Genomic DNA, 20,515 nt, shown 5'->3' on the forward strand with positions numbered 1-20,515 from the left:
CTTCGGCGCTGCGCCATCACTGGCGCCGCACCACCTGTGACCGTTGACCCCGGGTTATCCCATGTGATCCGGTCCGGCGGACGTTCCGCGGTGAGTCTTGCACGCAAGACCCACGACGGGCAGCCCGCCGTGGTTTCTTATAATTAACGCTTCTTACGGTTGGCGACGTGAATGGCACCGCCATTCACTGCCAGCGCTGCTTCATGCAGCGCTTCGGACAGGGTCGGATGGCTGAAGACCATCATGCCCAGGTCCTCGGCACTGGTGCCGAATTCCATTGCGATTGCGCCCTGCTGTACCAGTTCGGCAGCCGACGGGCCGATAACGTGTACGCCCAGTACGCGGTCGGTCTTCGCGTCGGCGATGACCTTGACGAAGCCGCCGGTGTCGTTGGCAGCCATCGCACGGCCGCTGGCCGCGAACGGGAAGGTGCCCACGTTAACCTCAACGCCTTCGGCTTTCAACGCCTGTTCGGTCTTGCCGACCCATGCGATTTCCGGGTGGGTGTAGATGACCGATGGGATCAGGTCGTAGTTCATCTGGGCTTTGTGACCCTTGATGCGCTCGACGACCATGATGCCCTCTTCCGAGGCCTTGTGCGCCAGCATCATGCCACGTACCACGTCACCGATGGCGAACACGCCCGGAACGCTGGTAGCGCAGTGATCGTCGACGAAGATGTAGCCGCGCTCATCGATGGTCACACCGCTGTCGGCAGCCAGCAGGTCGGTGGTCACCGGACGACGGCCGACCGCGACGATCAGCTTGTCGAAGGTGATCTTCTGCTCGCCTTCGGCGTTGGTGTAGGTGACTTCGACTTCGTTGCCATTGACTTTCGAGCCGGTGACGCGAGCGCCCAGCTTGATGTCCAGGCCTTGCTTGGTCAGGGTCTTCTGGGCTTCTTTCGAGACGGCGGTGTCGGCAGCCATCAGGAAGGTGTCCAGGGCTTCGAGCACGGTGACTTCAGCACCCAGGCGAGCCCATACCGAGCCCAGCTCCAGGCCGATCACGCCGGCACCGATCACGCCCAGGCGCTTCGGTACGGTCTGGAATTCCAGGGCGCCGGTGGAGTCGACGATGACATTCTGGTCGACCGGGGCCGGCGGAATGTCGATCGGACGCGAGCCGGAAGCCAGGATCACGTTTTCAGCTTCGATGACTTCGGTAGTGCCGTCAGCCTTGGTGACTTCGACTTTCTTGCCAGCCAGCAGCTTGCCGTGGCCCTGGATCGAAGTGACGCCGTTGGCCTTGAACAGGGTGGCAACGCCACCGGTCAGGTTCTTGACGATGCCAGCCTTGCGGCCAACCATCGCGGCCACGTCCATCTTCACCTCACCGGTGGAGATGCCGTGTACGTTGAAGCTCTCTTTGGCTTCCTTGTACTTCCAGGAGCTGTCCAGCAGCGCCTTGGAGGGAATGCAGCCTACGTTCAGGCAGGTGCCGCCCAGGGCCAGTTTACCCTCAGCGTCGGTGTACTTCTCGATACAGGCAGTCTTCAGACCGAGTTGGGCGGCCTTGATGGCAGCCACATAGCCGCCAGGACCTGCACCAATCACCACTACGTCGAATTTCTGGGTCATAAAAGATTCCTTGTTAACGTCAAGCGGCAAGCTGCAAGCCGCAAGTCAGAGCGCTTCTACTAGAAGCTCGCCGCTCGCAGCTTACAGCTGCTCGATTAGATGTCCAGCAGCAGGCGAGACGGATCTTCCAGCAGGTTCTTGATGGTCACCAGGAAGGTTACCGCTTCCTTGCCGTCGATCAGGCGGTGATCGTACGACAGCGCCAGATACATCATCGGGCGAATCACCACTTGGCCATTCACGGCCATCGGGCGCTGGATGATGTTGTGCATGCCGAGAATAGCGGCCTGCGGCGGGTTGACGATCGGGGTCGACATCATCGAACCGAAGGTGCCACCGTTGGTGATGGTGAAAGTACCACCGGTCATTTCTTCGATCGACAGCTTACCGTCACGCGCCTTCTTGCCGAAGGTGGCGATGCCGTTCTCGATCTCGGCCAGCGACATCGATTCGGCGTTACGCAGCACTGGAACCACCAGGCCACGGTCGCTGGAAACAGCGACGCCGACGTCAGCATAGCCGTGGTAGACGATGTCGTTGCCGTCGATCGAGGCGTTGACAGCCGGGAAGCGCTTCAGGGCTTCGGTGGCGGCCTTGACGAAGAACGACATGAAGCCCAGACGTACGCCGTTGTGGGTCTTCTCGAACAGGTCCTTGTACTTCGAACGCAGGGCCATGACTTCAGTCATGTCGACTTCGTTGAAGGTGGTCAGCATGGCCATGCTCGACTGGGCTTCGACCAGACGCTCGGCGATCTTGGCACGCAGACGGGTCATCGGCACACGCTTCTCGGTGCGATCGCCAGCAGCGACGACCACCGCAGCAGCAGCGGCAGCAGGCTTGGCAGCCGGAGCCGCGGCAGGCGCCGACTTCTTATTGGCGACAGCAGCGACGACGTCTTCCTTGGTGATACGACCGCCTTTGCCAGTACCGGCAACGGTGGCCAGGTCGAGGCCGTTCTCTTCAGCCAGCTTGCGCGCAGCTGGAGCGGCGACCGGGTCGTCTTCGCCAGCGTCGGCAGCAGCGGCGGCGGCTGGTGCAGCGGCGGGTGCGGCAGCAGCCGGGGCGGCAGCAGCGCCGCCTTCAACGATCGAGCCCAGGACTTCGTCGGACAGGACGGTGTCGCCCTCGCCCTTGACGATGGCACCCAGCACGCCATCAGCGGTTGCCAGGACTTCCAGGACGACTTTGTCGGTTTCGATGTCGACAATCAGTTCGTCACGCTTGACGGCGTCACCTGGCTGCTTGTGCCAGGTGGCAACGGTGCCGTCGGCGACCGATTCCGGGAAGGTTGGGGCTTTGATCTCGATAGCCATTATTAGTGTTTCCTTAAATTCGGTTTCAGGTGCGCGAAGGCATTAGACAGTGAACGCGTCTTGCAGCAGTTTTTCCTGCTGCTCGGCGTGCTTCGATGCGTAACCACAGGCTGGCGCGGCAGAAGCGTCGCGACCGGCGTATTCCAGGACCAGCGCTTTGTTGTGGCGGCCCAGGATACGGCGCATGTGGTGCTGGCTGCTGTACCAGGCACCCTGGTTCATCGGCTCTTCCTGACACCACACTGCATGCTTGAGGTTGGTGTAAGGCGCCAGGATGTCGACCAGGTCGTCCTCTGGGAACGGATACAGCTGCTCGATACGCACGATGGCGATGTCTTCGCGGCCTTCGGCACGGCGTTTTTCCAGCAGGTCGTAGTACACCTTGCCACCGCACAGCACCAGGCGCTCGACCTTGGCCGGATCCAGGCTGTCGATTTCCGGGATGACGGTCTGGAACGAGCCTTCTGCCAGGTCTTCCAGGGTCGAGATGGCCAGCTTGTGGCGCAGCAGCGACTTGGGCGTCAGCACGATCAGCGGCTTGCGCAGCGGACGGATGACCTGACGACGCAGCAGGTGGTAGATCTGGGCTGGCGTGGTCGGTACGCAGACCTGGATGTTGTGCTCGGCGCACAGCTGCAGGTAACGCTCCAGACGCGCGGAGGAGTGCTCCGGGCCCTGCCCTTCATAGCCGTGCGGCAGCAGCATGGTCAGACCGCACAGACGGCCCCACTTGTGCTCGCCACTGGTGATGAACTGGTCGATCACCACTTGCGCACCGTTGGCGAAGTCGCCGAACTGGGCTTCCCAGATCACCAGCGCGTTCGGCGTGGTGGTCGAGTAACCGTATTCGAACGCCAGGACGGCTTCTTCGGACAGGAACGAGTCATACAGCTCGAAACGTGGCTGGCCTGGGAACAGGTTCTTCAGCGGTACGTAGGTGCTGGCGTCCTTCTGGTTGTGCAGCACCGCGTGGCGGTGCGAGAAGGTGCCACGGCCAATGTCCTGGCCGGTCATGCGGATCGGGTGACCTTCGAACTGCAGGGTGGCGTACGCCATGGTCTCTGCATAACCCCAGTTGATCGGCAAGCCACCGGCCTGCATCTTCTGACGGTCTTCGTAGATCTTCGCGACCTGACGCTGGACGACGAAACCTTCTGGCAGTTCCAGCAGCTTGGCCGACAGTTCCTGCAGGGTCTTGAGGTCGAAGCGGGTGTCGTGACGCGCAGTCCAGGCATGGCCCAGGTACGGACGCCAGTCGACGAACAGTTCGCGGTTCGGCTCCTTGACCAGGCTCTTGACCACGTGCAGACCGTTATCCAGCGCGTTGCGGTATTCGTCGATCTTGGCCTGAGCACGCTCAGCATCGATGCGACCGGCCTGGATCAGGGCCTCGGCGTACAGCTCACGGGTGGTGCGCTGCTTGCTGATCTGCTGGTACATCAGCGGCTGGGTGCCGTTCGGCTCGTCGGCCTCGTTGTGGCCGCGGCGACGGTAGCAGACCAGGTCGATGACCACGTCACGCTTGAACTGCATGCGATAGTCGATGGCCAGCTGAGTGACGAACAGCACGGCTTCCGGGTCATCGCCGTTCACGTGCAGGATCGGTGCCTGGATCATCTTGGCAACGTCGGTAGCGTACTCGGTGGAGCGCGCATCCAATGGGTTGCTGATGGTGAAGCCGACCTGGTTGTTGATCACGATATGCACAGTGCCGCCGGTCTTGAAACCGCGGGTCTGCGACATCTGGAAGGTTTCCATGACCACGCCCTGGCCGGCGAACGCTGCGTCGCCGTGGATCGAGATCGGCAGAACCTTGTCGCCAACGGTGTCGTTGCGGCGATCCTGACGGGCGCGAACCGAGCCTTCCACGACTGGCGAGACGATTTCCAGGTGGGAGGGGTTGAATGCCATGGCCAGGTGCACTTCGCCACCGGGCGTCATCACGTTGGACGAGAAGCCCTGGTGATATTTCACGTCACCGGAACCCAGCTCGTTCATCTTCTTGCCTTCGAACTCGTCGAACAACTCGCGCGGGTTCTTGCCGAAGGTGTTGACGAGCACGTTCAGGCGGCCACGGTGGGCCATGCCGATGACGACTTCCTTGGTGCCGTAGGAGCCGGAACGCTGAATCATTTCGTCCAGCATCGGAATCAGGCTTTCGCCGCCTTCCAGACCGAAGCGCTTGGTACCTGGGTACTTGGTGCCCAAGTACTTCTCCAGGCCCTCACCGGCGGTGACACGCTCAAGCAGGTGCGACTGCACGTCGGCGGAGAACTCAGGGCGGCCACGTACGCTTTCCAGGCGCTGCTGGAACCAGCTGCGCTGCTCGGAATCGACGATGTGGGTGAACTCGGCGCCAATGGTGCGACAATATGTCTTCTCGAGCGCCTCGAAAATTTCGCGTAGGCTCGCCTCCTCTTTGCCGATGAACAGGTCGCCGGCACGGAAGGTCGTATCAAGATCGGCATTGGTCAAGCCGTAGTGATTGATCGACAGGTCTACAGGCGCAGGGCGCTGCCACAACCCCAACGGGTCAAGCTTGGCAGCCTGATGGCCGCGCATACGATAGGCCTGGATCAGTCGCAGAACTTCAACCTGCTTCTTCTCGTGTTCTGTGCTCACGCTCCCGGCGGAAACCGGTTGGGCGCGGCGCTGGTTCTTTGCCAGCAGTACGAAATGATCGCGGATCGTCGAGTGCGATACGTCGGTAGCGGTGCTGCCGTCGGCGGGCAACTTCTGGAAGTAAGTGCGCCACTCTTCTGGCACAGCGTTAGGGTCGTGCAGGTAGAGCTCGTAGAGCTCTTCCACATATGCAGCGTTACCACCTGAAAGGTGGGCGCTTTCCCACATGCGCTGCATCACGCTTTCTTGCATGCTTGGTCACCCTCGGTTAGGGGACTGATCGGCGAGAGCCAAAGAAAACCTGGGAAAGTCCGAATACAGCGACTGAACCACGCCACCTGGATCCTGCTGATTTTCCGGGTACCAGCCCGGAAAGCCCCTGCTGGTCTCATATCTTCATAGGTATGGGCGCGGGCTTTGTGGGCCCTGCCCGAGTTTTACCTCAGTGCGGGCTCACCACCCGCACCTCGGCTTGCTGCAGTTACAACGCTTTGAATCAGGTGCCGCTTTGCAGCAGCATGTTACGTACGTGGCCAATCGCCTTGGTCGGGTTCAGACCCTTCGGACAAACGTTCACGCAGTTCATGATCCCGCGGCAGCGGAATACGCTGAACGGATCATCCAGGGACGCCAGGCGCTCCTGGGTCTTGGTGTCACGGCTGTCAGCCAGGAAGCGGTAGGCTTGCAACAGCGCGGCTGGGCCCAGGAACTTGTCCGGGTTCCACCAGAACGATGGGCAGGAGGTCGAGCAGCAGGCGCACAGGATGCACTCGTACAGACCGTCCAGCTTGTCGCGATCTTCCGGCGATTGCAGGCGCTCGATAGCAGGCGCCGGGGTGTCGTTCTGCAGGAACGGCTTCACCTTCTCGTACTGCTTGTAGAAGATGCTCATGTCGACGACCAAGTCACGAATGACCGGCAGACCTGGCAGCGGACGCAGAACCAGCTTGCCGTTCTTCACCACACCCGACAGCGGGGTGATGCAGGCCAGGCCGTTCTTGCCGTTCATGTTCATGCCATCGGAACCGCAGACACCTTCACGGCAGGAGCGACGGTACGAGAAACCCTCGTCCTTTTCCTTGATCAGTGCCAGGACGTCCAGCACCATCAGGTCCTTGCCACCGGTATCGATGTCGAACGACTCCATCTTGGGCGCCGAATCGGTATCCGGGTTGTAACGATAAACTTCGACTTTCAACATAGCAGCCACCCTTAGTAAGTCCGGACTTTTGGTTCGAAGGCAGGAACTGTCTTCGGCGCAAAGTTGACGCCACGCTTGGCAACGCGCTTCTCACCCGGGTAGTACAGGGTGTGGCACAGCCAGTTCTCGTCGTCACGGTCTTCGAAGTCTTCACGGGCGTGAGCGCCGCGCGACTCTTTACGGGCTTCGGCCGCGATGGCGGTCGCTTCGGCAACTTCCAGCAGGTTCTGCAGCTCCAGCGCTTCGATACGCGCGGTGTTGAAGGCCTGGGACTTGTCGTTGATCTTCACGTTGGCAATGCGGTCACGCAGGCCAGCGAGCTGCTCGATACCCTTCTGCATGTATTCGCCAGTACGGAATACACCGAAGTAGTTCTGCATGCAGCTTTGCAGTTCGCGCTTGAGGGTAGCAACGTCTTCGCCGGTGGTGCGCTCGTTGAGCTTGTTCAGGCGGTTCAGCGCGACGTCGACATCGGTGTCGCTGGCATCGCGGTACTCGACGCCTTCGCTCAGCGCTTTTTCCAGGTGCAGACCAGCCGCACGACCGAAGACCACCAGATCGAGCAGCGAGTTGCCGCCCAAGCGGTTGGCGCCGTGGACCGATACGCAAGCCACTTCGCCCACGGCGAACAGGCCCGGGATGATGTGGTCGTTGCCTTCGGCGTCCATGGTGATGGCCTGGCCATGAATGTTGGTGGCAACGCCACCCATCATGTAGTGGCAGGTCGGGATGACCGGCACCGGCGCGACCACAGGGTCGACGTGGGCGAAGGTCTTGGACAGCTCGCAGATGCCTGGCAGGCGGCTGTGCAGCACTTCCTCACCCAGGTGGTCCAGCTTCAGCAGTACGTGGTCCTTGTTCGGGCCCACGCCATTGCCGGCGATGATCTCTTTGACCATGGAACGGGCAACCACGTCGCGGCCAGCCAGGTCCTTGGCATTCGGCGCATAACGCTCCATGAAGCGCTCGCCGTGGGCGTTGATCAGGTAGCCACCCTCACCGCGGCAACCCTCGGTGACCAGTACACCGGCGCCAGCGATGCCGGTCGGGTGGAACTGCCACATTTCGATGTCCTGCACCGGCACGCCGGCACGCAGGGCCATGCCGACACCGTCACCGGTGTTGATCAGGGCGTTGGTGGTGGAGGCGTAGATACGACCGGCACCACCGGTAGCCAGAACAGTGGCCTTGGACTTGATGTACAGGGTTTCGCCAGTTTCGATGCAGATCGCGATCACACCGACGAACGCGCCGTCCTGGTTCTTCACCAGGTCAACGGCGTAGTACTCGTTGAGGAAGGTGGTGCCAGCCTTCAGGTTACCCTGGTAAAGGGTGTGCAGCAGCGCGTGACCGGTACGGTCGGACGCAGCGCAGGTACGGGCAGCCTGGCCACCTTTACCGAAGTCTTTGGACTGACCGCCGAACGGACGCTGGTAGATACGACCGGTTTCGGTACGCGAGAACGGCAGGCCCATGTGATCCAGCTCGAAGACCGCAGCCGGGCCTTCCTGACACATGTATTCGATAGCGTCCTGGTCACCGATGTAGTCGGAACCCTTGACGGTATCGTACATGTGCCAGCGCCAGTCGTCGTTCGGGTCAGCCGAAGCGATGGCGCAGGTGATGCCACCCTGGGCCGATACGGTGTGCGAACGGGTCGGGAAGACCTTGGTGACTACGGCAGTCTTGTGGCCGCCTTGAGCCAGTTGCAGGGCAGCACGCATGCCGGCGCCGCCGCCACCGATGATGATGGCGTCGAAGGAAATGGTTGGAATGCTAGCCATGGATCAGATACCCCAGAGAATCTGTACACCCCAGACGAAGTACGCAAACATCGCGACACCGCATACCGCCTGGAACAGGAAACGAATCGCCGTCGCCGACTTGCCGATCGCCATAGGCGTCAGGTAGTCAGTGGTGACGGTCCACATGCCGACCCAGGCGTGAGCACCCAGGGCAACGAAGGCAAGCAGACTGAAGACACGCATCGCATTGTTGGAGAACAGGGCATGCCACTGGGCGTAATCGATGCCAGGGTGCAGCGCAAGGTAGCCGATCAGGAAGATAAAATAAGCCGCGAGCACGACAGCCGAAACGCGCTGCGCCATCCAGTCATAAAGACCCGAACGGGAAAAGTTTGTGACGTTAGTTACCATATCCAGACTCCTGCCAAGACGAACGCCACCAGGGAAAGGGCGACGATGATTTTCGAGCCCAGTCGGCCGCCTTCAAGCGTTTCACCGACACCCATATCCATGATCAGGTGACGGACACCGGCGATCATGTGGTACAGCAAGGCAGACAGGAGGCCCCATGCTACGAACTTGGCCAGCGGGCTGGTCAGGTAATCCTTCACGTCGGCGAAGCCTTCCTCGGAGCCCAGCGACTTGCTCAGCGCAAACAGCATGATGCCCAGGCCAAGGAAGACGATGATGCCGGAGACGCGGTGAAGAAATGACGTAACAGCGGTAATTGGGACTTTGATGGTCCTTAGGTCTAGGTTTACAGGTCGTTGGCTTTTCACGGCTTTTTTCACACTGAAGAGCCCTAGCGAACAGGGCAAGGTTGTTGGTTAGTGTACTGGTCAGGTACCCACCACCCAGGAGAGCGACGACACCCAGCGGATCAGGCAAGAAAGCCTCTGGGAGTCGGCTGCCGAGTATAGACAGTTAGGCTGCTTATGACAACGCGACGGACTCGCCCGAATAGCGCATTGCCTTTAGTGCACAAAAGGCGTAAACGGGCGAGAATTTCTTGGAAAATCAGGCCTGAGTGGGCGTTTCAACCAGCCTTTAGGCAAATTGACATTCGAATTTATCCCTCTATAGTGGTGCGGGCCCTGCGTGGGGGGTCTGTCTGATGATTTCAAGCATTAATAGGAGGCCACATGGCTGACAAAAAAGCGCAGTTGGTCATCGAGGGCAATGCCCCCGTCGAGCTGCCCATTTTAACCGGCACCGTTGGTCCCGATGTTATCGACGTCCGCGGGTTGGGGGCATCCGGTCACTTCACCTTCGACCCCGGCTTCATGGCGACCGCCTCGTGCGAGTCGAAGATCACCTACATCGACGGCGACAAGGGCGTGCTGCTGCACCGCGGCTACCCAATCGAACAACTCGCCGAGCAATCGGACTACCTCGAAACCTGCTACCTGCTGCTCAACGGCGAACTGCCGAACGCCGAGCAGAAGGCCCAGTTCGTCAGCACCGTGAAGAACCACACCATGGTTCACGAACAGCTGAAGTCCTTCTTCAACGGTTTCCGCCGCGACGCTCACCCGATGGCGGTGATGTGCGGTGTGGTCGGTGCCCTGTCGGCGTTCTACCACGACTCGCTGGACATCAATAACCCGCAGCACCGCGAAATCTCCGCGGTCCGCCTGGTCGCGAAAATGCCGACCCTGGCAGCGATGGTCTACAAGTACTCCATGGGCCAACCCATGATGTACCCGCGCAACGACCTGTCGTACGCGGAGAACTTCCTGCACATGATGTTCAACACCCCGTGCGAGATCAAACCGATCAGCCCTACTCTGGCCAAGGCCATGGACCGGATTTTCATCCTCCATGCCGACCACGAGCAGAACGCCTCGACCTCCACCGTGCGCCTGGCGGGCTCCTCGGGCGCCAACCCGTTCGCCTGTATCGCAGCGGGTATCGCCGCACTCTGGGGCCCGGCTCACGGCGGCGCGAACGAAGCCGTGCTGACCATGCTCGATGAAATTGGCGACGTGTCGAACATCGACAAGTACATCGCCAAGGCCAAGGACAAGAACGATCCGTTCAAGCTCATGGGCTTCGGTCACCGCGTGTACAAGAACCGCGACCCGCGCGCCACCGTGATGAAGCAGACCTGCGACGAAGTCCTGGGCGAGCTGGGCATCAAGAACGATCCGCAGCTGGAACTGGCCATGCGCCTGGAAGAGATCGCCCTGACCGACCCGTACTTCATCGAGCGCTCGCTTTACCCGAACGTCGACTTCTACTCGGGCATCATCCTGAAGGCGATCGGCATTCCAACCAGCATGTTCACCGTGATCTTCGCCCTGGCACGTACCGTGGGCTGGATCTCGCACTGGAAAGAAATGCTCTCCGGCCCGTACAAGATCGGCCGTCCGCGCCAGCTGTACACCGGCGAACCGCAGCGCGACATCGTCGAGCTGAAAGAGCGCAAGTAACCCGCGCCGATAGAGCCAGCAAGCGCACCGCACGCGGCGCGCTTGCTACCAGGCAAAAAACAGGCTGCCCTAGGGCAGCCTGTTTTGCTCATGGCAATGCTTGCTCAGGCATGCTCCAGCGCCAAGCGCTTCTTGTCGATCTTGCCGACTGCGGTCAGAGGCAGTTGTTCCAGCAGTACCACCGCATCCGGGTATTTGAAGTCAGCCAGCCCCAGCTCTTTCAGGTACTCACAGACCTCCCGTCGCGATGGCCCAGGCCCGATCGGCCGAATGAAATAAACCACACGCTCACCCAGCTGGCGATCCTCTACCCCAACCACCGCGCACTCGCCAATCCGCGCCCAGTCGACCATCAGTTTTTCGATATCCGAGGGAGAGTACTTTTCTCCGGCGCGATTGATCTGCTCCTTGACACGCCCGACAACCGTGACATTCCCTGCTTCATCAACGCGCACCAGATCACCGGAATGATAGAAACCCTCAGCGTCGAACGCCGCCTCATTGATCTCGGGGCGCGCATGGTAGCCGCGAATGGTATAGGGGCCACGTACATGCAGCTCACCCACATCGCCCCGTGCCACCTGCTGGCCATCCTCCCCCACCACTCGGATCTCATCGAACGATGACAGCGGCCGGCCTTGGGTATCCACTTTCGCCTGTTCGGGATCTTCCGCTCGATTGAAGCACAGCAGGCCTTCGGCCATTCCATAGATGTGCTGGAGTTCACAGCCAAGCAATTGCTTCAGGCGTCTTGCCGACTCCTTGGAAAAACGCGCAGCTCCCACCTGAACAAGCTCCAACGCGCTGAATGACATACCGCTGAACTCCAGATACTCGATCAGCAGTTCGGCAATCGAAGGCACCAGCGATGTGACGGTGATGCGCTGCTCGTTCATTAACTCGCACAACCGCATGATGTCCGGCTGAGGCAACAGATGCACCAGCCCACCTGCCGACAACACTCCAAGCACACCCGGGCAGCCGAGCGCAAAGTTGTGGGCCGCCGGCACCACGCACAGGTACCGACTGTGTGCATGCAAGCCACAGGCCTCAGCCATGGCGGTAATGTTGTAGGTATAGTCGGCATGGGTACGGGGAATGAGCTTGGGCACTTGCGTCGTGCCACCCGACAGCAGCAGGAACGCGACATCGTCTGGTGCGGCTGGCCGCGCCGGTAGCTGGGGGCAAGCGTCCCAGGCATCATCGCCCAGTACGTCCAGGTAGACCACCCCATTGCGCGGCATGCCCTGGTCGACCAGCGCCTGTGCCAGCACCTCGTAACGAAAATCTGCTAGCTGGCTGCAAGTGATATACATCGTGGCCTGGGCGGCCTCCTGCAGCCCCAGCAGTTCGTATTGCCGATGCCCTGGCAGCGCTAGAATGGCTACGGCCTGCAGCTTCATCACAGCGAACAGGGCAATGAAGAAACCGCAGCCATTGGGTAGCTGCAGGATCACCTTGTCCTCGGCGCCAAGCCCTCGGGACTGCAGAAAACCGGCCAGCGCCGTCGAGCGCAGATCCAGTTGCCGATAGCTCAGCTCACCCTGGTCGTCTTGAAGTGCAAGCCGGTCGCCATACTCCCTGGCCCACTGAGCCAAGCAATCGAGCAGCGTGGTTGCCGGTAGCGCGCCGCATTTGAGGTACTGTTCGAAGGCGGCTGGGTCGATATGCGGTTTCATCCATGAAGCTCCTTGAAGAATGCCACCTGAAAGCGTTGCAGGTGATGCAGCTCGAGGTTGACCTTGATGGTCATGACGCCTGCGCCAGACAGGCAAGGGAAAAACTGTACGAAGCGCATCGGGTCATGCAGCGGTGCATCGACATGACAAGGCGCGCCCCTGCCCAGATCGAAGCGTTCGCAGGGCATGCCACACAAGTTGTTGAACAGCACGCCATGGCCGAAGAAGCTGTCATAAAGCGGCGCCAGCAAGTAACGCCCTGGCCGGGCAGCATCGACCATCGCGCAAATGGCCTGCAACTCAGCGTGCAGCGACTCGCAGTCCAGCACCCGCTCACCCGCAGCCTGGCGCACCAGTGCACCGATAGCCTGCAGGTTCATGTCACCGAGCGCAGCGGCCGTTGCCCTTACCGTGGGGTAACAGAGCAGGTTGCCCACTCTGGCAGCATTTACATCCATCAGCAGCCGCGCGTCATAAACCGGGTAGAGCGTCATCGCCTCATCAGCTTGCGCGGTGTCGGTCAGGGCGATTAGGCGCCAGATGCAGCCGATCAGCAGGTCGTCACGCATGAAGCGGTGGTAGTCGCAACTGGCCAACAACCGCTCGACATGGGCCTGCGTCAGGGTGAAGGCGGCCTCGGCGAAATGGGCCAACACCTGTTCATGCTCGGGGCGTTCCCAGCGATCGACCAACGCCCCGTCAGGCACTGTTCCCGGCGCTGCCTGCAGCGGTGTGAAATCCGCCGAATCGACCTGCTCACCCGTGCCGGTGGCAAAGCGGGAAATCTGTGCCAGAAACTCGAAAAAGGTCGTGCCGTCACTCAGCCCGTGCCAAACGCTGAAGCCTACTACCGTGGCATCGTCGAACAGGTTTAAACGAATCTGCAGCAACGGCTGGCGCAAGCTGGTGCGCGAAAGCCGATGCTGTTCGCGCCAGGCCCTGTCACAGAACGGATCAATCGAACCGTAGTCCCCGGTGAACACGGCCTCAGGCAGCCGTCCTGGGTGCCGGCAAACCTCCAGCCGCACGCCTTGATTATCACCGCTGACCACCAGCCCCTGGGCCGTTGTCTGCTTGCGCCCGGCAAAGTAGGGATTGACGTCCAGCGCGCGCGCCAGGTGCCCGGCAAACGCCTGCGGATCCACCGGGTAGTCATACACCAACACATAGTCAGCCCATGACTCGACCATTTTGTCGATTCCGCTCAGCGGCCAAGGTGGCAAGCGCCGTCGGCCGCTGACATCGATGACCTCAAGACTCATCGGCCACTCCCTTGCTCAGGTGCGGAGAACAGCAGGGCCACGTTTTGCCCACCAAAGCCGAATGAATTGGACAAGACATGGCGCAGCGCCACACCTTCCTGACACTGACCTGCAATACGTACGCCCTTGTCATCCAGGTTGCCATCGTACTGCAAGGTCGGCGTCACCACCTGGTGTGTCAGGCTGAGCACTGACACCACCGCCTCCACCGCCCCTGCCGCGTGCACCGTATGGCCCAGCATCGATTTGACCGATGTCACCCAAGGGTTGTGCGGGAACAGCTCACTGATTACCTGCGCCTCCATCCGGTCATTCTCCGGCGTGCTGGTGCCGTGCGCATTCACGCAGTCCACCTGGCACGGCTGCAGGCCGGCTGCCTCCACCGCGAGCCGCATGCAATCACGCATACCGGCTCCGTTAGGGTCACCCTTGGTACGGTGGTGGTTGTCCGTGGTGCTGGCGCAGCCACTGAAGTGCGCTAGCACGTCCCCCCCCCTCGCCTGGGCACTGGCAACACTCTCGAGCACCAGGCACGCTCCGGCTTCACCGATAACAAAGCCATCCCGGTCAGCACTGAAGGGGCGGCAGGCCGTTTGCGGTGAGTCGTTGCGGGTCGACAAGGCCGAGAGATTATTGAACTTGCTGACCGTTTCGTCGTAGATGGAGCTGTCCGCCGCAGCCACGATCACCCGCTCTGCCAAGCCATTGGCGATGGCCTCGTAGCCCAGCTGCAGCGCAGACGCCGAAGAGGCGCAAGCCGTCGCGACCACAGTCGGAAACTCGCGCAATCGGTAGGTACTGGCCAGCTCACTTGCCAACGACTCCTCTGATGACAACGCAAAAAAAGCATTGTCGGAGCGCGGTTGCGTAGCGTCACGCAAACGTTCGGCCCAGTAATACATGCCGCTGGGCAGGCTGTAGTACAGACGGTCGTAGGATTGGGCCGGGCAGCACGCAGTCGCTTCGGCAATCACCTCGCGCAGGTAGGTTTCAATGACTACACGCGGATTACGCTGCCCCTCGAAACGCTCATCGACTGCAGCGAAGCGGGTACGAATAGCGCCTGGCGCGAGCCGCGCCGACAGTTTGAAGTTCGAGCGCCCCGCGCACAGGGCGTGCCAATTGTGCTCAACGCCCTGCCCCAGGGACGTGCTCAAGCCCAACCCGGTTACAACCACTTGCTTCTTTTGCATCTGTGCCTCGGCGTTAAAGATAGTTGGCGATCCGTGCGATGGTCGGCTGCTGCAGGAACTCACTCATGTCCAACTGGACGCCCAACTCGCGCTCCACCAACTGGACGAAGCGTGTCGCCAGCAGCGAATTGCCACCGCTCTCGAAAAAGTTCATCTGCGGGCCAGTGACGCTGACCTTGAGCAAGCGAGCGAAGAGCGCGGCGACCTTTGACTGCGCCGGCGACAACTCGCCCTCCACAGCGCCCGACGCCTCGACGATTGCGGCCAGCGCACGCTGGTCGACCTTGCCATTGATGGTCAGCGGCAGCCGCTCGATGACATAGGCACGCTGCGGCCGCATGTACGCCGGCAAGGATTCGACCCACGGTGCCAGGCGCCCAAGCGCGTCCTCGGCACCGGCCACAGTGTCCGCGCCACCTTCGCGATAAAGCATGAACGCCACCAGCATTCGCCCATCCACACCCTCTGTCAGGGCATGCGCCAAGACGACGGCTTCACGCACATTCGGGTCCTTTTTCAGGCAGGCTTCGATTTCTGCCAATTCGACGCGATGGCCATTGACCTTGACCTGGGTATCCAGGCGTCCGTGGTATGTCAGCTCGCCCTGCGGCCCCCGCACAACCCGGTCGCCCGTTCGATACAGGCGTAACAGCTCACCCTGCGTCGAGCGCCAGGTCGGAAATCGCCTGGCGGTTTCTTCCTCTCGCTGGAAATACCCATTGGCCAGGCAAACCCCGGCCAGGCAGAGCTCCCCTTCCTCACCGTCGGCGACCGGGCGCAAATGTTCATCGAGGATGAATGTGCGAACGTTGGTAATCGGTTGGCCAATGGGCACGCGCACAGGCCACTGGCTTAGGGGCTGCTGGCTGGTATAGCTGGTCACGACATGGGTTTCGGTCGGCCCGTAATGGTTGACCAACTCACAGTCGCACGCCTGCAGCCACTCGATGATCTGGGGCGTCAGCTGCAAGGCCTCACCCGCCGACACCACCTGGCGCAAGCAGAGCGTCTCACCGCCCTGGCGCTCGTGCTCCATGGCGAGCGTTTGCAATACCGAATACGGCAGAAAACACCGCTCAATGCCCACCTCCCCTATGAAACGGTACAAGCGCGAGAGATCCTGGCGCACCTGTGGTTCCAGCACATGCATTTCGCTGCCACTGGCGACCGCGCTGAGCACTTCCTGAACTGAAACATCGAAACCTACCGACGCAAACAGCAGGGTTCTCAATGGCTGGACGAAGGCGCCCGCTGACTCCAACTGGTAATCAATCAGGTTCAGCAGCGCCCGCCGGGTCATTTCCACACCTTTAGGCTGACCGGTCGAACCGGACGTGTAGAGCAGGTAAGCGGGCGCATCGGCCGCCAACTGCGGAGCACTGGCAGGATCGAACGGTGCCGTCGACATCTGGTCGATGCGCCAGAAGCGTCGCACGCTAGATGCCAGAAGCGTGGCATCGGCATCGGCGTCGAGCAGCACGCAAGCCATCTGACTGTCTTCGATCATGAAGGCCCGCCGAGCAGTCGGCAGCGTGATGTCCAGCGGAATGTAGACCATCCCGGCCCGGATGACGGCAAGCATGCCTACCACCCCCAAGCCGCGGTCGCTCACTTGCACCCCCACACGACGCGCCCCTGTGCCAAGGATCGCTAAAAGTTCGGCTGCCAGCCGCTCTACGCGCAGGTCCAACTCGCTGTAGTTCAAGCGCCAGCTCGCGCTGACAAGTGCCAACGCACGGGGCGTACGCCGGGCCTGGACACGCAGGTAATCTGCCAGGTCACGGCCAGGTTCATAGCCATTCATAGGATACTTCCTTGTTCGGGCAGGCTTCAGGCAAAGGCCTGCTCCAAATGGTTCGAGACCAATTCGATCAGGTGATGGTTGTCGTGGTCCCACGGGTGGAAATCTGCGCGATAAAAGTCGTCGACATGCTTGACGATCGAGGCAAGCAACCCCTGCTCCCCGTTGAGGAACGGGCTGCTGTCGAGCCACTGGCGCACATCACGTGGCCGCCCCCCTTCCATCAGGTACATCTGGCAGGCGGTGAAACGAAGGTTTTGCGCCAATTGAACCACCGTGCGACGCATGACTTCGTCGAGGTAGCCTTTGTCGCCGATGACCTGGCGGTAGACATCGAAGGCCACGGCCTTGTGCTCGATCTCCTCCACGGAGTGCCATAACCAGAAATCCCGCACCACCGGTTCGGCATCGGCCAGCCAGGCAGGCTCGCTGATCAGCAGATGCGAGATGATCGCGGTAAGGTGCTCCATGCAGACCGTGGTCGCCAGCAACAGACGCGGTTCGCCGTGCTCGCACAGGTACTCGTTGTGGTCCTTGTACGGCGCCTCCACCTGAGCCAGGTCGTAACCACGGTGCTGGCATATCCAACGGTTGTACTTGACGTGCTCCTGGGTGTGGGTCGACTCCTGCTTGAAGAAGATCTTCACCTCTTCGCGCAGCAGCGGGTCCTGGATCTGATCCAGGTAATGGTGCAGCGCCCGGATGAACATACGCTCGCCACTGGGCAGCGGAATCGACAAGGCATTGGCGATGATGGTGCGCAAGCGATCGCCGCCAAACCAGTCCCCGCCAAGTGCGGCCTCCAGGTCGAATGGGTAGCGACGCACGACCATGGACGTCGCCCCAGACTGAGCATCCGTTGATGCTTCGCTCATGAACGTTTCCTCTTGACGGGGGTGCGCGCCAGCCTCAGACCGGCGCGACCTCGTGCCCAACCTGCAGGGCGTTGAACATGCCCGAAAGTTTCAGGCAGGTTTCCTGATATTCGTGTTCCGGGAGTGAGTCGGCAACGACTCCACAACCGGCGTACAGGTAGGCGTCTGCGCCCTGCACAAGCACCGAGCGCAAGGCGACGACGAAGTCGCCCTCCGCCTGCCCGTTCATCCAGCCGACCGGCCCGGCATACCAACCACGGTCCAAGCCTTCGTGCTGGCGAATGAATGCAAGTGCTTGGCCCAGCCCTGCGCCCGCTACTGCCGGGGTCGGGTGCAACTGCTCGATCACTTCGAGCACCCCCGTCTGCTGCCCGAGTTCAGCCTCGATCGGCGTGGATAGGTGCTGCAGGGTTGGAAGCCGGCGCAGTTCAGGTGCATCCGCTGCCTGCACGCTCGCTCCCAGGCGCTCCAGCCCCTGGCGAATGGAGCGCACCACAAGGTCATGCTCCTCACGCTCCTTGGCCGACGCCATGAGCGCCTGCCCCAACCTGCCGTCACTGGCCTCGTCCGCACCCCGCGCAGTGGTTCCGGCCAGGGCATGGGTGCTCACCACACCGCCTTGCAGGTGTGCCAGGCGCTCCGGGGTGGCCCCGAGAAAACAGCTCTGGCCACGGCGAATGGCAAACAGATGCGCACTGGGATTGCGTTTGCGTAACCGGCGCAGCAACGGCGCGACGGCAATGGGCGCTGAATGCCTGCGCAGCACGTGCCGGGCCAGCACTACCTTGTACAGTTCACCGCGTCGAATACATTGCACGGCTTCACCCACTGCAGCTTGCCACTGCGCGGCTGGCACCGACGGCTGATCGACGCCAACGGGCTCGGCGAACGCTTCGACAGTCGATGCGGGCTTACCCAGCAGGTCGAGCAGCGTTTGCTGCCGATCCAGCAGAGCCTCCACGTCGCAGTCGGCTGCGACCCAGGCTTGCAGCAACAGGCAACAGCCATCTGGCGCCTGCAGCCACTGCAGCGGATACAGCGTCATGACGGCACTGGGAAACTCGCCCCAATGCGAGTGCCGTGGCGATGCTGCGTCGAATCGCGCCCCGCCCATCAACAAAGGCCCGGACACACCTTCCTGAAGCGCCCCCACTTGCCATTGCCGCCAGCGCAACGACAGCCCTGACAGCGACGCCCCGTGCTCGCACAGCAGCTCACTGCCTGGCCCCACGCCGAGCAGAACGCGGTCAGGCTCCCGAGACTCAAGCAAGGCGTAGGGCAGCCCGTGCGCCTCAGCGGTCGCCACCTGCGTCAAGGCGTCGAAGGGTTCGCACGGTAGCGCCAGGCTCACCAGCACTTGCCCGCCCTCGCGGGCGGCGCGGCTGCACCCCTGGTCGAGCATGGCGCGCCAGCGCGCCCATTGCTCCTCGTCCGGGCGACTCATGGCGTATTGCCTTGGCGACTGGACCAGTAGTCCATCTGCTGCGCGATGTACCAGTCGATGATGCCGGCGAACAGCTGTTCGATGTAGTCGGCATCCAGGCCGGCCTGGCACGCCCATTCCCGGCGCACCGGCAACATACGTGCAACCCGGTCGGGCGCCGGAATACTCTGGAGACTGGGTTTGAACTGAGCAGCGGCCTTGACGTACTGCATGCGCAACCCCATGCACTCGATGATCCGCTGGTCGAGGCTATCGATGGCTTCGCGCACGTCTTCCAGGCCCGTGACCTCGTTGGGTTCTTTCATGAATTGGTTCTTCCTTGAAGACGACGCCGTTGTGGCGTCGACTGAAAATCGGCGTGGCTCAGCACTTCACGAATAGAGTTCGCTGGCCCATTTGCGGAAATGACGAATGGGCCCATCCACACGGCTCAGTGGCGGGCGTTCGATGTAGATCTTGTTTTCCCAGATGGCGAAATCCTTGGCCAGCTCGGCGGTCAGGCGTGGCACCAGGTAGCTCAGGACCATGCGGTCCTTGCGCCGGTCACCGGTTTCCTTGATGGAAACGGTCATGCGGATGTCGATTCGCCCGTCGGCGACCGGCGTCACGTAGAGGAAGCTGCGAAACTCCAGCTTGCCCTCATCGATACGCACCTGAACCTGATGCAAGCCCAAAGCGTTGAGGACCACGCTTGCCTCGGCGATCGAAGGCTTGCCAGCCAGATCGCTGGCACTGATCGAGGTCCAGCACGCATGCGCACCTTCGTAGCGAACGTCGAGCAGCTCACCAATGGCCTGGGAGCCATGTACCGTCGTGAAGTGCGCCACGTCGATACCGTTTTCCGCGATATCCTGCACATGGGCCCGCAGATTCCAGTAGCAATCGCCGCGATGCACCGGGGCGGTCCAACCTTGCTGTTCAACCTCCACCGGCGTCCACAGCGGGGGCTCGCCGTTCGGGTCTTGCCACGCCTGGAGCATACCGCCACGTACGACGGTGGGCCATTTGCGTAGCCCAACCTTCATCGGTGCGTCAACGAATGGGATCTTGCTGCAGCGCCCGCCGCCGTCGTACTCCCAGCCATGGAACGGGCAACGCAAATGCTCGCCTTCGACGACGCCACCATAGCCAAGGTGCGCCCCTAGATGCGGGCAATGCGCATCGTAGACCGCGACCTCGCCGGACTCAGTCCGTACCACGACGATGTCGCGGTCACACAAGCGGGCCGGCTTGACCGACGCCAATGCCAGGTCCTCGACCCAGGCAACCGCATACCAGCCCCGCGGCGAGGCGCTGAACGGAAAGCGCTCCCCCGCCCTGGTTGCCTGCAGGGCAGGCAAAGGGTTCTTGACTTGTGTATTCATC

General features: G+C 61.5%; 16 protein-coding genes. 1 reads left to right on the forward strand and 15 read right to left on the reverse strand.

All coding sequences use genetic code 11. From position 1 onward, the window contains the following. Positions 1 to 143: 143 nt before the first annotated feature. The 7 genes from lpdA to sdhC all read right to left on the reverse strand — a co-directional run bounded on the left by lpdA (position 144) and on the right by sdhC (position 9,243). Positions 144 to 1,580: a dihydrolipoyl dehydrogenase gene (lpdA, locus tag ACNFIC_RS18615; RefSeq protein WP_012273351.1), complete on the reverse strand. Its 1,437-nt coding sequence runs from the start codon at positions 1,578 to 1,580 to the stop codon at positions 144 to 146. 95 nt (positions 1,581 to 1,675) lie between these two features. Next, on the reverse strand, positions 1,676 to 2,896 hold the full coding sequence (odhB, locus tag ACNFIC_RS18620) for a 2-oxoglutarate dehydrogenase complex dihydrolipoyllysine-residue succinyltransferase (RefSeq protein ID WP_138220188.1): 1,221 nt from the start codon (positions 2,894 to 2,896) through the stop codon (positions 1,676 to 1,678). 42 nt (positions 2,897 to 2,938) lie between these two features. After that, positions 2,939 to 5,770 (reverse strand): 2-oxoglutarate dehydrogenase E1 component, encoded by a 2,832-nt coding sequence (locus ACNFIC_RS18625; RefSeq protein ID WP_138220189.1) that lies wholly within the window; start codon positions 5,768 to 5,770, stop codon positions 2,939 to 2,941. A 244-nt stretch (positions 5,771 to 6,014) separates the two neighbouring features. Continuing rightward, entirely contained in the window at positions 6,015 to 6,719 is a 705-nt protein-coding gene (locus tag ACNFIC_RS18630; RefSeq protein ID WP_138220190.1) for a succinate dehydrogenase iron-sulfur subunit, read from the reverse strand. An 11-nt stretch (positions 6,720 to 6,730) separates the two neighbouring features. Continuing rightward, a complete protein-coding gene (gene sdhA, locus ACNFIC_RS18635) occupies positions 6,731 to 8,503 on the reverse strand; it encodes a succinate dehydrogenase flavoprotein subunit (RefSeq protein ID WP_138220191.1) in 1,773 nt (590 codons plus the stop codon). Between the two features lie 3 nt (positions 8,504 to 8,506). After that, entirely contained in the window at positions 8,507 to 8,875 is a 369-nt protein-coding gene (sdhD, locus tag ACNFIC_RS18640; protein WP_138220192.1) for a succinate dehydrogenase, hydrophobic membrane anchor protein, read from the reverse strand. Beyond that, positions 8,869 to 9,243: a succinate dehydrogenase, cytochrome b556 subunit gene (gene sdhC / locus ACNFIC_RS18645; RefSeq protein WP_138220317.1), complete on the reverse strand. Its 375-nt coding sequence runs from the start codon at positions 9,241 to 9,243 to the stop codon at positions 8,869 to 8,871. The genes sdhD and sdhC overlap by 7 nt, the downstream gene beginning before the upstream one ends. A gap of 363 nt (positions 9,244 to 9,606) precedes the next feature. On the opposite strand from sdhC, the gene gltA reads away from it, so the two are divergent. Next, positions 9,607 to 10,896 carry a citrate synthase gene (gltA, locus tag ACNFIC_RS18650; RefSeq protein WP_416781587.1) on the forward strand — a complete coding sequence of 430 codons (1,290 nt, stop codon included), beginning with the start codon at positions 9,607 to 9,609 and terminating at the stop codon, positions 10,894 to 10,896. A 104-nt stretch (positions 10,897 to 11,000) separates the two neighbouring features. Here gltA and ACNFIC_RS18655 read toward each other — a convergent pair whose 3' ends face one another. The 8 genes from ACNFIC_RS18655 to ACNFIC_RS18690 form a co-directional block, all read right to left on the reverse strand. Then, positions 11,001 to 12,575 (reverse strand): (2,3-dihydroxybenzoyl)adenylate synthase, encoded by a 1,575-nt coding sequence (locus tag ACNFIC_RS18655; protein ID WP_416781588.1) that lies wholly within the window; start codon positions 12,573 to 12,575, stop codon positions 11,001 to 11,003. Beyond that, positions 12,572 to 13,837 (reverse strand): hypothetical protein, encoded by a 1,266-nt coding sequence (locus ACNFIC_RS18660; protein ID WP_416781589.1) that lies wholly within the window; start codon positions 13,835 to 13,837, stop codon positions 12,572 to 12,574. The genes ACNFIC_RS18655 and ACNFIC_RS18660 overlap by 4 nt, the downstream gene beginning before the upstream one ends. After that, positions 13,834 to 15,030, reverse strand: a complete 1,197-nt coding sequence (locus ACNFIC_RS18665) for a beta-ketoacyl-[acyl-carrier-protein] synthase family protein (RefSeq protein WP_416781590.1) — start codon at positions 15,028 to 15,030, stop codon at positions 13,834 to 13,836. Before ACNFIC_RS18665 ends, ACNFIC_RS18660 begins: the two co-directional genes overlap by 4 nt. 13 nt (positions 15,031 to 15,043) lie before the next feature. After that, on the reverse strand, positions 15,044 to 16,834 hold the full coding sequence (locus tag ACNFIC_RS18670) for a non-ribosomal peptide synthetase (RefSeq protein ID WP_416781591.1): 1,791 nt from the start codon (positions 16,832 to 16,834) through the stop codon (positions 15,044 to 15,046). Between the two features lie 26 nt (positions 16,835 to 16,860). Further along, positions 16,861 to 17,706 carry a metal-dependent hydrolase gene (locus ACNFIC_RS18675; RefSeq protein ID WP_416781592.1) on the reverse strand — a complete coding sequence of 282 codons (846 nt, stop codon included), beginning with the start codon at positions 17,704 to 17,706 and terminating at the stop codon, positions 16,861 to 16,863. 34 nt (positions 17,707 to 17,740) lie between these two features. Further along, positions 17,741 to 19,150, reverse strand: a complete 1,410-nt coding sequence (locus ACNFIC_RS18680; protein WP_416781593.1) for an isochorismate synthase — start codon at positions 19,148 to 19,150, stop codon at positions 17,741 to 17,743. Beyond that, on the reverse strand, positions 19,147 to 19,455 hold the full coding sequence (locus ACNFIC_RS18685) for an isochorismate lyase (protein WP_167272854.1): 309 nt from the start codon (positions 19,453 to 19,455) through the stop codon (positions 19,147 to 19,149). The genes ACNFIC_RS18680 and ACNFIC_RS18685 overlap by 4 nt, the downstream gene beginning before the upstream one ends. Positions 19,456 to 19,521: 66 nt before the next feature. Then, the gene (locus ACNFIC_RS18690) at positions 19,522 to 20,514 is read right to left on the reverse strand and encodes a Rieske 2Fe-2S domain-containing protein (protein ID WP_416781594.1); all 993 of its coding nucleotides are present in this window, start codon (positions 20,512 to 20,514) and stop codon (positions 19,522 to 19,524) included. Between the last annotated feature and the right edge of the window lies 1 nt (position 20,515).

Source organism: Pseudomonas sp. NY15463 (genome assembly GCF_048068415.1).
Taxonomy (GTDB): Bacteria; Pseudomonadota; Gammaproteobacteria; order Pseudomonadales; family Pseudomonadaceae; genus Aquipseudomonas; species Aquipseudomonas mosselii_C.

What these genes read in the sequence shown, in the direction of transcription:
- lpdA (WP_012273351.1), bottom strand. Translation starts at nt 1,580, where the DNA reads ATGACCCAGAAATTCGACGTAGTGGTGATTGGTGCAGGTCCTGGCGGC.
- odhB (WP_138220188.1), bottom strand. Translation starts at nt 2,896, where the DNA reads ATGGCTATCGAGATCAAAGCCCCAACCTTCCCGGAATCGGTCGCCGAC.
- ACNFIC_RS18625 (WP_138220189.1), bottom strand. Translation starts at nt 5,770, where the DNA reads ATGCAAGAAAGCGTGATGCAGCGCATGTGGGAAAGCGCCCACCTTTCA.
- ACNFIC_RS18630 (WP_138220190.1), bottom strand. Translation starts at nt 6,719, where the DNA reads ATGTTGAAAGTCGAAGTTTATCGTTACAACCCGGATACCGATTCGGCG.
- sdhA (WP_138220191.1), bottom strand. Translation starts at nt 8,503, where the DNA reads ATGGCTAGCATTCCAACCATTTCCTTCGACGCCATCATCATCGGTGGC.
- sdhD (WP_138220192.1), bottom strand. Translation starts at nt 8,875, where the DNA reads ATGGTAACTAACGTCACAAACTTTTCCCGTTCGGGTCTTTATGACTGG.
- gltA (WP_416781587.1), top strand. Translation starts at nt 9,607, where the DNA reads ATGGCTGACAAAAAAGCGCAGTTGGTCATCGAGGGCAATGCCCCCGTC.
- ACNFIC_RS18655 (WP_416781588.1), bottom strand. Translation starts at nt 12,575, where the DNA reads ATGAAACCGCATATCGACCCAGCCGCCTTCGAACAGTACCTCAAATGC.
- ACNFIC_RS18660 (WP_416781589.1), bottom strand. Translation starts at nt 13,837, where the DNA reads ATGAGTCTTGAGGTCATCGATGTCAGCGGCCGACGGCGCTTGCCACCT.
- ACNFIC_RS18665 (WP_416781590.1), bottom strand. Translation starts at nt 15,030, where the DNA reads ATGCAAAAGAAGCAAGTGGTTGTAACCGGGTTGGGCTTGAGCACGTCC.
- ACNFIC_RS18670 (WP_416781591.1), bottom strand. Translation starts at nt 16,834, where the DNA reads ATGAATGGCTATGAACCTGGCCGTGACCTGGCAGATTACCTGCGTGTC.
- ACNFIC_RS18675 (WP_416781592.1), bottom strand. Translation starts at nt 17,706, where the DNA reads ATGAGCGAAGCATCAACGGATGCTCAGTCTGGGGCGACGTCCATGGTC.
- ACNFIC_RS18680 (WP_416781593.1), bottom strand. Translation starts at nt 19,150, where the DNA reads ATGAGTCGCCCGGACGAGGAGCAATGGGCGCGCTGGCGCGCCATGCTC.
- ACNFIC_RS18685 (WP_167272854.1), bottom strand. Translation starts at nt 19,455, where the DNA reads ATGAAAGAACCCAACGAGGTCACGGGCCTGGAAGACGTGCGCGAAGCC.
- ACNFIC_RS18690 (WP_416781594.1), bottom strand. Translation starts at nt 20,514, where the DNA reads ATGAATACACAAGTCAAGAACCCTTTGCCTGCCCTGCAGGCAACCAGG.